Annotated in this window: 12 protein-coding genes; 6 read left to right on the top strand and 6 right to left on the bottom strand. The window is 44.5% G+C overall.

The features are described 5' to 3' along the window. Nucleotides 1-162: 162 nt before the first annotated feature. Together FKN08_RS01645 and FKN08_RS01640 are read left to right on the top strand one after the other, a co-directional pair. Nucleotides 163-2940 carry an insulinase family protein gene (locus tag FKN08_RS01645; RefSeq protein WP_170891133.1) on the top strand — a complete coding sequence of 926 codons (2778 nt, stop codon included), beginning with the start codon at nt 163-165 and terminating at the stop codon, nt 2938-2940. A 168-nt stretch (nt 2941-3108) separates the two neighbouring features. After that, nucleotides 3109-3363, top strand: coding sequence for a hypothetical protein (locus tag FKN08_RS01640; RefSeq protein WP_046875551.1), 255 nt, complete (start codon nt 3109-3111; stop codon nt 3361-3363). 62 nt (nt 3364-3425) lie between these two features. Here FKN08_RS01640 and fadJ read toward each other — a convergent pair whose 3' ends face one another. Both fadJ and fadI read right to left on the bottom strand, forming a co-directional pair. Beyond that, nucleotides 3426-5537 (bottom strand): fatty acid oxidation complex subunit alpha FadJ, encoded by a 2112-nt coding sequence (gene fadJ, locus FKN08_RS01635; protein WP_170891131.1) that lies wholly within the window; start codon nt 5535-5537, stop codon nt 3426-3428. Continuing rightward, on the bottom strand, nt 5537-6844 hold the full coding sequence (gene fadI, locus FKN08_RS01630) for an acetyl-CoA C-acyltransferase FadI (protein WP_005394284.1): 1308 nt from the start codon (nt 6842-6844) through the stop codon (nt 5537-5539). Before fadI ends, fadJ begins: the two co-directional genes overlap by 1 nt. 708 nt (nt 6845-7552) lie before the next feature. Between fadI and FKN08_RS01625 the strand changes: the two genes are divergently transcribed. From FKN08_RS01625 to FKN08_RS01610, 4 genes are all read left to right on the top strand, one after another. Further along, entirely contained in the window at nt 7553-8128 is a 576-nt protein-coding gene (locus FKN08_RS01625; protein WP_029836529.1) for a sigma-70 family RNA polymerase sigma factor, read from the top strand. After that, entirely contained in the window at nt 8121-8852 is a 732-nt protein-coding gene (locus FKN08_RS01620; RefSeq protein ID WP_170891130.1) for a DUF3379 domain-containing protein, read from the top strand. Before FKN08_RS01625 ends, FKN08_RS01620 begins: the two co-directional genes overlap by 8 nt. Nucleotides 8853-9149: 297 nt before the next feature. After that, nucleotides 9150-10409 carry an outer membrane protein transport protein gene (locus tag FKN08_RS01615; RefSeq protein ID WP_047010320.1) on the top strand — a complete coding sequence of 420 codons (1260 nt, stop codon included), beginning with the start codon at nt 9150-9152 and terminating at the stop codon, nt 10407-10409. 309 nt (nt 10410-10718) lie between these two features. Continuing rightward, nucleotides 10719-12044, top strand: a complete 1326-nt coding sequence (locus tag FKN08_RS01610; RefSeq protein WP_170891128.1) for an outer membrane protein transport protein — start codon at nt 10719-10721, stop codon at nt 12042-12044. A 74-nt stretch (nt 12045-12118) separates the two neighbouring features. On the opposite strand, the gene FKN08_RS01605 is transcribed toward FKN08_RS01610, so the two are convergent. The 4 genes from FKN08_RS01605 to FKN08_RS01590 form a co-directional block, all read right to left on the bottom strand. After that, nucleotides 12119-12892, bottom strand: a complete 774-nt coding sequence (locus tag FKN08_RS01605; protein WP_170891126.1) for an MlaA family lipoprotein — start codon at nt 12890-12892, stop codon at nt 12119-12121. Nucleotides 12893-13107: 215 nt separating this feature from the next. Beyond that, nucleotides 13108-14322, bottom strand: a complete 1215-nt coding sequence (gene ccmI / locus FKN08_RS01600) for a c-type cytochrome biogenesis protein CcmI (protein WP_145473592.1) — start codon at nt 14320-14322, stop codon at nt 13108-13110. Beyond that, the gene (locus FKN08_RS01595; protein ID WP_005380519.1) at nt 14322-14807 is read right to left on the bottom strand and encodes a cytochrome c-type biogenesis protein; all 486 of its coding nucleotides are present in this window, start codon (nt 14805-14807) and stop codon (nt 14322-14324) included. The genes ccmI and FKN08_RS01595 overlap by 1 nt, the downstream gene beginning before the upstream one ends. Continuing rightward, nucleotides 14804-15358, bottom strand: coding sequence for a DsbE family thiol:disulfide interchange protein (locus FKN08_RS01590; RefSeq protein ID WP_005380518.1), 555 nt, complete (start codon nt 15356-15358; stop codon nt 14804-14806). Before FKN08_RS01590 ends, FKN08_RS01595 begins: the two co-directional genes overlap by 4 nt.

The raw sequence follows: 15358 nt of genomic DNA, 5'->3' as shown, positions 1-15358 counted from the left end.
AGCATTCATTCAAACAGTTCTTCCCCATACGCAAACGCGATGGGCCTGTGCAGAAGTCTACGAATAACAAAAATACGGCAAGCAGTATTTGTCGAAACGCAAACTTTGCGCCCCCTAGCTAGGGGTTCATAATTACTGTAATGCGAAATCTGGAGACGCATCGTGCATCTAAGTCCTAACGATTCAAATCAATACCGCTACATTACCTTGAGCAATGATCTGCGTGTACTGCTGATTCATTCCGAGACAGCTCAACAGTCAGCAGCTGCTCTAGCAGTGAACGTTGGACACTTCGACGACCCAAAAGATCGCCAAGGTCTGGCACACTATTTAGAACATATGCTTTTTTTGGGTACGGAAAAATACCCTAAAGTGGGCGAGTTTCAAAGCTATATTAGCCAGCATGGAGGAACAAATAACGCTTGGACGGGTACTGAGCACACTTGTTTCTTTTTTGATGTTACTCCGAATGCCTTTGAAAATGCCTTAGATCGATTTAGCCAATTTTTTACCGCACCATTGTTTAACGAAGAAGCTTTAGACAAAGAACGCCAGGCTGTCGACTCCGAATACAAACTCAAACTTAATGACGATTCTCGCCGCCTGTATCAAGTCAACAAAGAAGTCATCAATCCAGATCACCCTTTCTCTAAGTTCTCAGTCGGCAACCTAGATACATTAGGTGACCGAGATGGTAAATCCATCCGCGATGAAATTGTCGAGTTTCACCACTCTCAATACTCTGCCGATCTCATGACGTTGACGCTCTTTGGGCCGCAGTCGCTCGATGATCAGCAAGCGTGGGTAGAAGCCATGTTTGCCAATATCCCAAATCACCACCTTCGTGGAAAATCGATTGATGTCCCCATTAGCACCAAAGAAAGTACCGGGATTTTAGTTCAAGTTGAACCAATCAAAGAATTTCGAAAACTCATTCTCACCTTCCCAATGCCGGGAATGGATAAGCACTACGGCGTTAAACCACTCTCTTACTTCGCGCATTTACTCGGCTATGAAGGCGAAGGCAGCTTAATGCTCCAGCTAAAAAATGAGGGCTGGATTACGTCGCTTTCTGCGGGAGGCGGCGCAAGTGGTAGCAACTATCGAGATTTTACGGTTAGCTGCACACTCACCCCACAGGGTCTCAACCACGTTGACGACATCATCCAAGCGGTTTTTCAATACCTCTCGATGATCAAACAAGACGGCCTAGATGAATGGCGCTATCTCGAAAAACAAGCGGTGCTTGAGTCGGCGTTTCGTTTCCAGGAACCATCTCGACCAATGGATTTGGTTAGCCATCTTGTTATCAATATGCAGCATTATCAGCCAGACGATACCATTTATGGCGACTACAAAATGGCGGGCTATGATGAACAACTGCAACGTTCGTTGCTGCAATACTTAACCATCGATAATGTCCGCGTAACCCTGATTGCAAAAGGACTGGAATACAACCGTACTGCCGAATGGTACTTTACTCCGTATTCCGTCACGCCTTTTAGTGATGAACAACGCCGCTTCTATCAACAAATCGATCCAAGCTGGCAGTTCGTCTTACCAGAAAAGAACCCTTATATTTGCTACGATCTCGATCCCATGCCGTTCGAAAATGGTGGTTCACTACCAGAGTTAATTGAAGATCTCGAAGGCTTCCGACTTTGGCATTTACAAGACGATGAATTTCGCGTGCCAAAAGGCGTTGTATATGTCGCTATCGACAGCTCTCATGCTGTTGCATCACCGAAGAACATTGTCAAAACGCGCCTATGTGTCGAGATGTTCCTCGATTCGCTAGCAAAAGAAACCTATCAAGCGGAAATCGCAGGGATGGGTTACAACATGTATGCTCACCAAGGCGGGGTTACCTTAACCCTCTCAGGGTTCAGCCAAAAACTGCCTCAATTGTTGGAAATGATCCTGCACCGTTTTGCTTCTCGAGATTTCAGCCCTGCACGCTTTGAAACCATCAAGCAGCAACTGTTACGTAACTGGAGAAATGCTTCACAAGATCGTCCTATTTCGCAGCTGTTTAACGCACTTACAGGGCTACTTCAACCCAATAACCCGCCTTTCGCAACCTTAGTCGAAGCGCTAGAAGAAATCGAAGTCGATGAACTCTCAGTATTCGTAGAATCAATTCTTGCAGAGCTGCACGTTGAAATGTTTGTTTACGGAGATTGGCAGCGTCAACAAGCGCATGACATGGCGACGACCTTAAAAGATGCCCTAAGAGTAAAAGAGCAGCGTTATGAAGAGGCGCTCCGCCCACTCATCATGCTGGGAAAAAACGGCAGTTTTCAACGTGAAGTACATTGTAACCAGCAAGATTCGGCGGTCGTTATTTACCATCAGTGTGAGGATATTGAGCCTCGTAGCATTGCTCTATACTCATTGGCGAACCATCTCATGTCGGCAACATTTTTCCACGAGATCCGCACAAAACAGCAATTAGGTTACATGGTGGGCACTGGCAATATGCCACTTAACCGTCATCCGGGTATTGTGCTTTATGTGCAGTCACCCAATGCAGCGCCTGCCGAGCTGGTTACCTCAATCGATGAGTTCTTAAATGCCTTTTATATGGTGCTGTTAGAACTGAACGATTACCAGTGGCATAGCAGTAAGCGCGGCTTGTGGAATCAAATAGCGACGCCGGACACCACACTGCGAGGTCGTGCTCAGCGTCTTTGGGTTGCAATAGGAAACAAAGACACCGAGTTTAACCAACGTGACAAGGTACTTGCTGAACTGAAGAAATTGACCCGAGCAGACATGATTCGCTTTGTCGTTAATGAGTTGAAACCTCGCACGGCAAACCGATTGGTCATGCACTCTCAAGGGCAATCGCATTCGGACGCTCCGCGCATCCACTTAGGGCAAGAAATTGGATCGATTGAAGAGTTCCAACTTAGGCCAAAAGATTGCGGCTTAGGATGATCTAATTGCGCAGTAATAAAATTATCGATTAGTAAGTATATACCTACAAACCAATGAGGTTGTGGGTCTCATAAATAGAATCGACACCATAATTGGCAGAAAATTGAAATTACGCTATTGCGGCTTATGCTCTAATTACCACACTAAAAATAAATTAATGAGGTAATCATGAAAAAAGCACTACTACTTGCGGCTATTATACTGCCACTGGCATCTGCACACGCTGAAATCTCGGTGAAAGGTGATGGTTTTGAGCTAAGTAACGACTGTGTCCGCCTAAGCGGAGACAATGTTTCCATCAAATCAGATGATTGCTCTTCAAAACAGTGGAAAGATAAAGACAACAAAGGCAACAGCAGCGTTCACGGGGACGACAACCCAGGTAAAGGCCACAATAAAGATAAAAAAGACAAGAAGAAGTAACTGTTTCTTATTTATGAAAAAGGCTTGCCACTGGCAAGCCTTTTTCTTTACCGAAGCAACGCTTAATAGAATGTGGTTCCTTCTCCAGCTCGAGTAAGCAAACCATCACACGGTGCGTAACGATCGCCGTACTTCGATGCAAACTCATTCATTTTCTCAACCAGTTCTTTAATGCCAAACTGATCCATATAACGGAACGGACCACCCAAGAACGGTGGGAAACCAATACCAAATATCGCGCCAATATCACCGTCACGTGGCGAGCGAATGATGCCGTCATCCAAACAACGTACCGCTTCATTCAGCATTGGCAGCACACAGCGCAACGCAATATCGTTATCACTTAGCTTAGATTCAGGGTCGAGCTTAAGCAGCTTGTAGATGGATTTATCGACATCTTTCTTCTTACCTTTGTAAGTGTAGAAACCTTTCCCGCTCTTACGTCCTTTGCGACCGTCATTCAATAAGATATCGAACACGTCAGGTCCTTTGAATCGCTCACCTAACTCGTTGACCAGAATCGGCATAATTTTCGCGCCAATGTCGACACCGACTTCATCCAGTAAGGTAATTGGGCCGACAGGGAAACCAAAGTCAAGCAACGCCGTATCAATCTTTTCGATCGGTTCGTTAGCCAGCAGAATATGTGCCGCTTCGTTCATGTATGGCGCAAGAATGCGGTTCACGTAAAAGCCCGCTTTGTCTTTCACTACGATCGGGGTTTTACCTTGCTTTTTAGCAAGTGCAACGACTGTTGAAATGGTTTCATCTGATGTCGTTTCATGCGGAATCACTTCCACCAACGGCATTTTTTCTACCGGACTGAAGTAATGCAAACCCACTACGTTTTCTGGACGCTCCGCTTTTTCTGCAATTTTGTGGATTGGTAACGAAGAAGTATTGGTCGCAAAGATGGTTTCCGGCTTGGCATTCGCTTCAATATCCGCCACCATTTTTTGTTTAAGATCTAAGTCTTCAAAAACGGCTTCAATTACGACATCAATATGATTAAAGCTGGTAAAGTCGACACCGCCAGACAGTTGCAACATTTTCGCTTGCAGATCGGCTTTTGATAGAATGCGACGTTTACGCTGTTTCTCGAATAACTTGTAGTTATAGTTGAGTGCGTTTAGAACGCCATCGTTGCTGACGTCTTTGATGCGGACAGGCACCTTCGCTTTTGCAACAGACACATGGCTGATTCCTGCGCCCATCAAGCCACCGCCAAGCACGCCAACTTTATGAACTGGCGCGGGTTTCGCATCCGTACCATTTTCTTTCTTCATTTCCGTTGTCGCAAAGAAGATAGAACGGAGCGCTTTTGATTCAGAGCTCATCACAAGCTCACCGAAGCGTTTCGCTTCAAGCTCTTGTCCTTGGGCGAAACCTTTCTCTAAACCATGCTGAATAACGTCTAAAATCGCGACCGTTGCAGGATAGTTACCACGAGTTTTCTGATTGGTTTTCTTCGCTGCCTGTTCAAACACAAACTTGCGCCCTAACCCGCTACCCGACATCACTTTTTCTTTCGTGGATAGCTTTTTCGTACCCTTGTTTTTACCTTTGTCGATAAACTGTTTTGCTACGTCGAGCAAAATGGTATCTGGGACACAGGCGTCCACAACGCCCAGCTTTTTAGCTTTCTTCGCACGAAGTTGTTTACCCGTTAAGATCAAGTCCAGTGAAGGTAACAGGCCAATCAAACGCGGCAGACGCTGCGTACCGCCGGAACCTGGCAGCAATCCAAGCTGTACTTCTGGTAGGCCTAAACGCGTTTTATCTGAATCCGTACAAATACGATAATCACATGCAAGAGCAAGCTCTAGGCCACCGCCTAAACATGGACCGTGAATAGCGGCAATCACAGGATATGGTAAGTCCGATAGCTGCTGGAATAGCTCTTGACCTTGCCTCGCTAATGCTTCTGCTTCACTTGCGGTCGTGCACGCTTCTAGCATGCGAACATCGGCTCCCGCGACGAAGTTGTCCGGTTTTAGGGAATGAATGATCATCCCTTTGATGCCACTGGCGTCTTTTAGCTGAGCAAAAATTTCTTTCATGTCATCAGCAAAAGCCGCCTGTAGCGTATTCATTTTTTCATTAGGTACGTCAATCGCTAACCAAGCAATGTTCTGCTCATCAACTTTTAGACTAAATGCTTTTTGCTCGCTCATTACTCAACCTCCAGAATCATTGCTGCGCCAAGACCGCCAGCTGCACATGCGGTATTCAATGCAATACCGCCACCACGGCGTTTCAGTTCACGTAGGGTTTGCGTCATCATTCGTGCACCTGTCGCCGCGAATGGGTGACCGTAAGCGATTGAGCCACCAAGCACGTTAAACTTATCCATGTCGATTTCACCGATCGCTTTCGAACGACCTAGATTTTCTTGAGCAAACTTATCTGAAGCAAACATCTTCACATTCGCCAATGCTTGCGCAGCAAACGCTTCGTGCATGTCGATCAACGTCAGATCAGACAGTTCCAAGCCTGTATTTTCTAGCACTTTCGCAGTGGCATAAGTCGGTCCCATCAGCATGTCCTTTTCCACACCAATCGCTGAAAATGCGTAGCCGCGGATGTAGCCAAGAATCTCCATGCCAAGCTCTTTCGCTTTACCTTCGCGCATCAACATCACTGCCGCACCACCATCAGTCAGTGGCGTACTGTTAGCTGCCGTAACACTGCCATACTGGCGATCAAAGGCAGGTCGAAGTTTGGCGTACCCTTCTACGGTTGAGTCGTGACGGACATTGTTGTCTTCCGAAATCCATTTTTTGTATGGTTCGGGAAAAGCCGTCATCACTTCACCTTGGATCTTACCTTCTTTCCAAGCTTGGGAAGCCAGCGTATGAGAGCGATGTGCAAGCGCATCCTGCTCTGCACGAGAAATACCATGCGTCTTTGCCATTTGCTCCGCAGTTTGTCCCATCGACAAGCCCGTCGAGTATTCGGCTACTGCAGGAGGCACTGGCATAAGGTCTTTAAAGCTCAAGTTTTTGAGGATGCTAAGCTTCTGACCCATTGTTTTTGTCTTACTTAGAGCAAGCAGATTAGCGGCCAGTTTCTTAGATACGCCAATAGGCAGGACGGAAGAAGAGTCTGCACCACCAGCAATACCGATATCGATGGTTCCCGCCATGATGCTTTCTGCGACATTGACCGCCGCTTGAAAACTCGTTGCACACGCACGAGTCACACTGTAAGCATCAGTATGGATGTTCATACCGGTGCCTAACACAATTTCTCGTGCGATGTTTGGCGCTTCAGGCATTTGTACTACTTGTCCAAATACCACTTGTTCGATTAACTTCGGATCAATATCTGTTCGAGCAAGCATTTCGCTTACTACCATTTTCCCTAAATCGACCGCTGGCACTTGGCTAAATTCCGTGCTTTGACGAGCAAAGGGAGTTCGAAGCCCCGCGACAATAGCGACACGCTCACCATTGCGTGTTTTTACTTCCTGCTTGCCCATTGTTTCTCCTTAAATACAAGAGGTCTGACCTGATGTATTGTAATGAATTTGTTAAATTTATCAAACATGCGTTTAAATAAACGTGAAGCAAGTAGATCAATTACTCTACTTCTTTGATTCTTATGCGATTAATAATGATTAACTATAGAGAGTTAAAACGGTAAGAGGTATATGGAAGGTAAAATCGAAGCAAAAAAAAACCACACATAACTGTGTGGTCGGAATATCTATAAAACAATTAACTTACGCCAATTGAAAATTAATCAGTTTCCTGATTAGGAGAAAGTAAAGTCAGCCTTCAAAAGGAAGTGTCATCTTGCTCAACATGTTAGTCGCAATGACTAACGAGATGACAAGATGTACTATAACCCCTTCACTGCTTGATATTTTGAAATAGATCAATTTTATAGTGATTTTACGAGCTTTAAGCACATCTAAAAGGCTCAGCGATGCAAACCGATTCAAAAATTCACCGCTAGCAGTCTCTTTTTATGTCCCATCGAATGAACTTATCCAAACCATTGATTACTAATGATGATATTGTTAACAATCTTTACCAATTCATGTTCGATGATATTTGGCATTTGCGTATACACTTTTAAGTAACCACGTGTCAAAGGTTATCTAAGACACACGCTCAACCGAAACCACGAGGCTATTGAAAAGTAAAGTCATGCTCAGAACAAATAAGAAACTCACAGAGCGAGGATGGAGGCTCCTGTGGCCATATTAAAAATGTTTGGAAAGAAAAATTCCAACAGTCCGGTCAACTCTGATATGGACAAGCAAAGAAAATACGAAGCGCTCGTCCGAGGATACCATCGTGACTTATATCGCTACGCATACTGGTTGTGCAAAGATAAAGCGATAGCGGAAGATCTAGTTCAGGAAACCTGTCTTAGAGCTTGGAAGTCACTCGATAGCCTTCAGGACGAAAAAGCTGCCAAGTCTTGGCTCATCACCATATTGAGACGAGAAAATGCGCGCCGCTTCGAACGTAAACAATTTGATTTAGTTGATATCGATGATTACGGCAATGATGCTAAAGTCAGCGATGACCCACATCATCAGCAAGAATGGCTGCAAGCGCAGATCATGAAACTCGATGTTGAATACCGCGAGCCTTTATTTCTCCAAGTTGTCGGTGGTTTCAGCGGAGAAGAGATTGGCGACATTCTTGATTTAAATAAAAATACAGTGATGACTCGATTATTTCGCGCTCGTAATCAACTCAAAGAGATGTTGGATTCTCAAGATACTAAGAGAGGACAAAAGAATGGATGATTTAGAATTTCGTCGTCGTATTTTGTCGGATCCAAAACAAAAGGATGAAGAGATTCTGCAAGCTTTAGCTGGTAGCGACACCAACAATAAGTTTGTTGATGACGTTTTGGATCTCGACGTAAAAATTAAACAAGCCATGAATGTGGATGTACCTGAAGATCTCGCTGATAAGATTTTATTTAGTCAGACGTCGAGTGCACTTGATGAAGAGAAGGTCGTCAGACCAAACTTTGTGCGCAAAGCAATGGCACTTGCCGCTTCTATTGCGTTCACCGCAGGATTATTAGTTGGTCAAGTAAACTGGGGAAATGTTTTGGTTTCTCCAGCACAAGCCAGTTTAGCGGATACCGCGATGAAACACGTTATTCATGAAGAACCTTTTGTTCGTCATCTTGATGAGAATGTACCGAGCTCGCAAATTAATGCGAAAATGTCGCCATTTCATTACCAGTTTAGTGAAAGCTTTCCATATCACGTTTACTACCTAAACCACTGCGGTTTTGGCGAATCCAATGCGGTGCATATGGTATTCCAAGGTCCAAAAGGTAAAGTAACGTTATTTATTACTGGTATTCCTAGCGAACAAAGTACCGACTTTAATAAGGATGGCATGACCGGAATCGTTCAGCCCGTCGGGAGTTCAAGCCTGATTTTAGTCGGAGAAGAAGGTGAAAATATTGATGCTATCGCTACGACTCTTGCATCAATGATTAAACCGATGTAATAACTTCGACGATTTCCAGCCTTAAAAAGGTTAAATGCCGCTAAATGATCTTATTTAGCGGCATTTTTGTATAAATAGAACACAAAACATTCACCATCGCTATAGCATTTAGAGCTTAAACTCTAAATTATGCATTTTAAGTGCAACTTCCCGTCTTTTAGACATCATTTCTGCAATTTTTATTCAATTTTATCCAATGGTCGGATTTGTCCAAGCAACTATTGATACTACTATCTGCGCCACTGAGCAAAAGCTCAATTTATCGTCCAAAGAGACGAATCTAATAAGGAAAAACAAATGACTCAGAACACGCGTCTGTTTAAAAAGACTCTCCTAGCAGTAACGGTAGCTTTTGCCTCAGGTCAATCGATGGCAGCGGGTTTCCAAATCAACGCTCAATCAGCAACTGGCATCGGCCGTGCATTTGCTGGTGATGCAGTAATCGCAGATAACGCCGCGGTAATGGCTCGTAACCCAGCAGCAATGGCTCTATTTGACAAAATGGAGCTTTCGCTAGGTTTCGAAAGCATTACTTCAATGATTGAAGTGAAAGATGCGAAATATAACGTTAATACTCCTTTGGGTTCCAGTACTGTTAATGTTGCTGACACTGATGATGTGGGTGATACGTCAATAGCTCCAAACATTCACTTAATCGTTCCAGTAAATGACAAGTTTGCATGGGGCGTAAACGCATACTCTAATTTCGGCACTAAAACTGAATTTTCAGATAACTACACCGCAACCGAGTACGGTGGTCTTACGGATGTAAAAAGCTTCAACTTTGGCTTTGCGGGTTCTTACCGTTTAAACGAACAATGGAGCTTTGGTGCTGGTTTAGATTTAATCTACGGCCAAGGCACAATGAAGCGTACAACTAGCTCTTCAGTCCCAGGGGTTGGCGGTCAAAAAATTCTGGACGTAGATAAAGCTGATGGTTGGGCTGTTGGTTTCAACGTTGGTACTGTGTACGAACTAGATGAAAACAACCGTTTTGGTCTAGCGTATCGTTACAGCCCTGAATTTACGGCGAAAGACGACAAAGGTCAGGAAATCACGCTACCTCTACCAGATATGGCCGAGTTTTCTGGTTTCCACAAAATCCAAGACACTAAGTTTGCTGTACACTACAGCATCCAATACATCGGTTGGAAAGATTTCGACCAAATTGATTTTGAGAACCTAAATCAGGGTTTACTTAAAGGTGGTTACTCGAAAGACTATCAATGGCAAGATGGCTGGCACTACGCAATTGGTGGTACTTACTACCTAAACAACAACTGGACACTTCGTGCTGGTTACATGTACGACACAAGCGCTCAAGATAAAGTAACGTCTATCTCGGTACCAGATTCAGATCGCCAGTGGTTCTCAACAGGTTTCTCTTACCATATTGATAATAGCTCAAACATCGATTTTGGCTTCACATACTTGTTAGGTGAAGATGTAAAAGTTAATGAGAATACTCAATTAGCTCCTGGTCTTTCTACCGGTGTAACAGCAACAACTCATGCTGACGCAATTCTATTCGGCTTACAATACAGCCGTAGCTTCTAAACGCTTCGCTGTTAGTTAGTAGAAAAATACTTTATATAAAAGGCTGGATTTCCAGCCTTTTTTCATATCTGCGATTTATTGCCCACTCAATTTGAGTGAACACGTGTATCTAAATCTCACAATTAGGACGCACAGCTGTTCGCTGAATTCCATTTACAAGCCCTTCACAGTTAGATTATTAGGCCACCAAATCAACACTTGAAAGCATAATATTCCAAATGACTACTTGTGCTGGATTTTCATTTCTAAAGTAAAAACTCTACCTTTAAACTTTCGTCCCACGTTATAAACAAATCAGCGAACATTCGAATGAAAACCAACAAGACTCTTCTATCAACAGCAGTGGCATTAAGCCTACTTGGCACAACGGGCATGGCTAACGCAGCAGGTTTCCAACTTGCTGAATATTCTGCAACAGGCCTAGGTCGAGCATATGCTGGTGAAGCAGCAATGGCTGACAACGCAAGTGCACAATGGCGTAACCCAGCAATGCTAACTTATTTGGAAGGCACTCAAGTGTCCGTTGGTGCAATCTATGTGAACCCAAATATTGATATTGAAGGTGATGTAAACTTCCACGGTAGTACTTCTTCTGCATCTTCAGATGATTTCGCACATGATGCAATCATTCCAAACTTCTACCTATCACACCAATACAATGAGAAATTCGCGATTGGTTTGGCATTTGGCACCAACTACGGCATGGAAACCGATTTAGGTAAAGGCTTTGGTGCATCACACTTCGGTAACGAAGCAAGCGTAACGACAATGGAAGCGAACTTAAACGCAGCTTACAAAGTCAATGAATCAATCAGCGTTGGTGGTGGTATCCGTTACATCATCGGCGAAGGCAGCTTTGGCGCAGCAGCACCTAAGAATAACGTTGTAGGACAGCACCCTGTCACTGGCGATCCTATCAGTGTTCCTCAAGGTACCGCTCTAAAATACATGGAAGGTGACGATACCGCTTGGGGCTGGCAAGTTGGTACTGCGTGGCAGGTCAATGAAAATAACCGTATCGGCTTCGCGTACAAATCTGAAGTTGAACTGAAGCTTGAAGGCCATGCTGAAGGTCTTGGTTTTGGCTTCGGTACTAAGCTTTCACAACTACGTGACAACGGCTACATGTACCTAAACCTGCCTGCAACGGCTGAGTTGGCAAGCTTCCACCAAGTAACAGACCAACTTGCGTTACACGCAAGCTTTAACTGGACGGATTGGAGCTCTTTCGAGAAATTGGAAGCACGTCTAGATACTGCTGGCACGCATATGGTTAAAGTAGAAAACTGGGAAGATAACTACCGCTTTGCTGTTGGTGCTACTTACCAGCTTGATCCTAAGCTAGCACTACGTACTGGTATTGCGTACGATACTTCAGCGGTAAGCGACAAAAACCGTACGATCACTATTCCAGAAACTGACCGTACTTGGCTAAGTATTGGCGCAACGTACGATTGGACGAAAGACTTCAGCCTAGACGCTGGCTTCACCTATATTTTCGCGAAAGACGCACCAATCGTTGAGTCTCGTGGTTACAAGTCAGACGACGCTGCAGAACAAGTCGGCGGCCAATTCGTAGGCGAAACTACGGGTAATGTTTGGCTAATCGGTGTTCAAGCAAACTACCGTTTCTAACCAAACAGCAAAAATACAAAAAAGGCTTAGCATCAGCTAAGCCTTTTTTATTTGTATATTGTAAAGAACAGCGCTTAAAAGTCTTCTAGGTATTCGTCTAAATACTCTTCTTCTTCGATGTTCACTTCTTCGACGGTTTCAACTTCTGCTTTAAAGTTTTGACGCTGAATATAAACATCGCGAGTAAGAATATATGGATCCGGCGACGAGTCTAACTGTGCTTCTTGCGGTACTAATAAAGCACGCTTCTCCATGCCTTCAAACGCCCACTTACCCAAACTCGCCCAGAAGTTGAGGTAAGAGAGGGGTAAATACGTACTATCTACGGTATCTGTCACTTCACGTAAGGTATACGGACCATATCCTGGAATCATGAAGTAAGGGCCATTTCCAACACCATAGTGGCCAACTGCATCACTGAACGCTTTCTCGTCGTATTTCGTAATACCCGCGGCACTTGCAATATCGAATAAACCGAAAATACCAAACGTCGAGTTAATCCAAAAACGGTTAAAGTGGTCCACGGCTTTCGTGCCGTTACCCATGACTAAGTTATTAACCATGCTGGCTGGCTCATCTAAGTTCGACAAGAAGTTAGCGATACCGGAACGAATAGGAACTGGCGTGTATTCCACATACGCAAGTGATACAGGACGAACCAAATACGGATCTAAATATTCGTAGTTGATTTCCCACATGGTTCGGTTAAAGCCTTCCAACGGGTCATACACATCAGAAGTCGTTTGATTTGTTTCTTGTCCTGTTACTGCTTCATCAGGCGCACTTGAACAGCCAACCAGTCCAACTACAAGCAGTAACAAGAAGGTAGATTTACCCTTGTTATACATTTTATTTTCCATAACGACTATTAATGTACCTAAGTCACCCAATGAACAGTTGTACGTATGTTGAGCAGTATACGTAGTAAAGATGACTCAGATATGGGAATAAATAAAGGCCAGCAGTCGCTGGCCTTCGGTATTCTACTCGATCGTTTAAAGTCATACCACTAAAGGCAACAGACTCTACCCCGTTGTCATATTTCAGAGACAGACGCTAACGATTAATATTGCTGGTCAATGGTCACTTCAACCGGCGTGCCAAATTCAACGACGTCACTCTCTCCGTGCCAATCTTGGTCACGCGTTGCTACGTTACCGTCAGAGTCCACACGCACACGCACAATTAGCTTGTCGAGTGAAGATAGTTTTTGCCCCTGCATCATGGCATTACCATCATCTAATACGACTGTACGAGGGAAAGTACCCAGCGGATAGCGAGCTGCCGCAACAGGCATTGGTGAGCCATCTGCACGATGTACCGACACAATGAGAACTGCGTTTGGATCTAACTGAGCATTTGGTGCCACATTAATTGTCACAGCGACACTCTTATCCGGTGAAACCGCTTCGCCCATTTGCTTACGAGCACTCTCAATACTGCGTGACAACATCTCGTAGCGGCTATCTTCTGGACCAATCATTTGCTGCATGATTCCCCAGTACTTGATCGCTGCCGGAAAGTCTTGACGCTCAAACGCATCGAACGCTAACAAAGAAAACACACGCAGATCGACATAGTCTTGCTGCATCAGCTTGCCGAGTAATGATCGAGCCGTCGCTTGATCCATTTCCTCTTGAGACAGCATCAGAGCTTGTGCATAACCCAACATCACATCAGGATCTTTGGGCTCTAGGCGATATGACTTTTCCATCGCATCGATAGCAGTCGTGACATCACGATTTGCTAACGCAATACGACCTAGCAGTAACCAACCTGTCGAGTCTTCCGGCTGGTAATGTAAGCGAGTTCGAAGGGCAAGGGTCAAATCCGCCATTTCATCGTCACTCAACGGCTCAGAAGAAGCCGACATCAGCTTTTTCGATAACTCAGGTAGATTTGCAGACACTTCTTGCCACTGAACAATATCTTCTGACGCGCCAAATTTGTAATACAAGCCATAGCTCAACGCCACCGTCAGAATTACTGATGGGACTAAAACCGCTATTGGTGAAACCTTGGTTTCTTTTTGCGCTTTATCACCAGGAATATCGTCAAGGAGAGACTGCTTTAGATCAGAAATCAGTTCGTCTTCGCTTTCCACCAGCCCTTCGTCGGTTTCTTCTGCAAGCTCTGATAGACGGTCTTTATAAAATGCCTTGTTGAGCTCATCGCGTAACACATCATCATTGTTCGCTTTCTGTTTAAGCAGCGGCAAAGCCACCAGCGCACAAGCGATCAGCGTAAGAACAACGGTGGAAATCCAAAATAGTGTCATTACTTCTTATCTCCGTTGTTCTCTTCTTCAAGCAATGCTTTTAAACGAGCCTCTTTTTGCTCATCCCATTGCTCGTCACTGCTCGCTTTTGCCTTAACTTTAGATTTACGGCTACGCAGTACAATCAAACCAAAACCACCCAATACCACAGCGAGTGGCCCTAGCCACAAGATCGCAGTAGCAACCGTAAATGGTGGGTTGTAAGTCACGAAGTTACCGTATCGGGCGATCATGTAATCAACAATCTCATCTTTGGACTTACCTTCTTTGGTCATTTCGTACACCTTATGGCGTAAGTCCTGAGCAAGTTCAGCGTTAGAATCCGAGATCGTGTTGTTCTGACATTTAGGGCAACGGAGCGTATGGCTTAACTCTTTGAACTGCTGTTCTTGTTCCAAATTATCAAACTCGTACACTTCAATGGCCGCATGAGCAGCAAGAGATAATGTCATCGCAGCAAAAACGGCAAGAATTAGCTTTCTCATTGCTTCGCCTCCTCAACCAATTTGTTGTAAAGCGGCTCCAGTGTTTCTGACCAATTACGTGGGTTTACATCCCCTACATGGCGATAGCGAATCACACCATTTGCATCAATAATGAATGTTTCTGGAGCACCATAAACGCCAAGGTCAAGGCCAAGCATACCACTGCCATCAAATAGGCTGATCAAGTACGGGTTGCCGAGATCATTCAGCCAACCTATTGCTTTATTACGATCATCTTTGTAATTCATACCGATGATCTTAACGCCCTTACCCGCCAATTCGTTTAGGTATTTATGCTCTGCATAACACGTTGGGCACCACGTTGCCCAAACGTTCAAGAGCAACGGTTCACCTTTAAAAATTGATTGGTCGTACTGTTTTCCAGGCTCAGCCAGGTCTTCTAAATGAAATTCAGGAACTGGCTTGCCAACCAAAACCGACTCCAATTTCGTTGGATCATCGCCCTCTTGGTTACGCATTAATTGGGTTGCGAAAATGCCCGCTAGAATCATGAAAGCGACAAGCGGAATAAATAAGATTTTCTTATTCAT

Origin of the sequence: Vibrio sp. 1-2 (7-a) (assembly GCF_013048515.1) — a bacterium.
GTDB classification, from domain to species: Bacteria; Pseudomonadota; Gammaproteobacteria; order Enterobacterales; family Vibrionaceae; genus Vibrio; species Vibrio diabolicus.
Note: the sequence above shows the minus strand (reverse complement) of the source record. Positions and strands in the feature narration are given on the sequence as shown.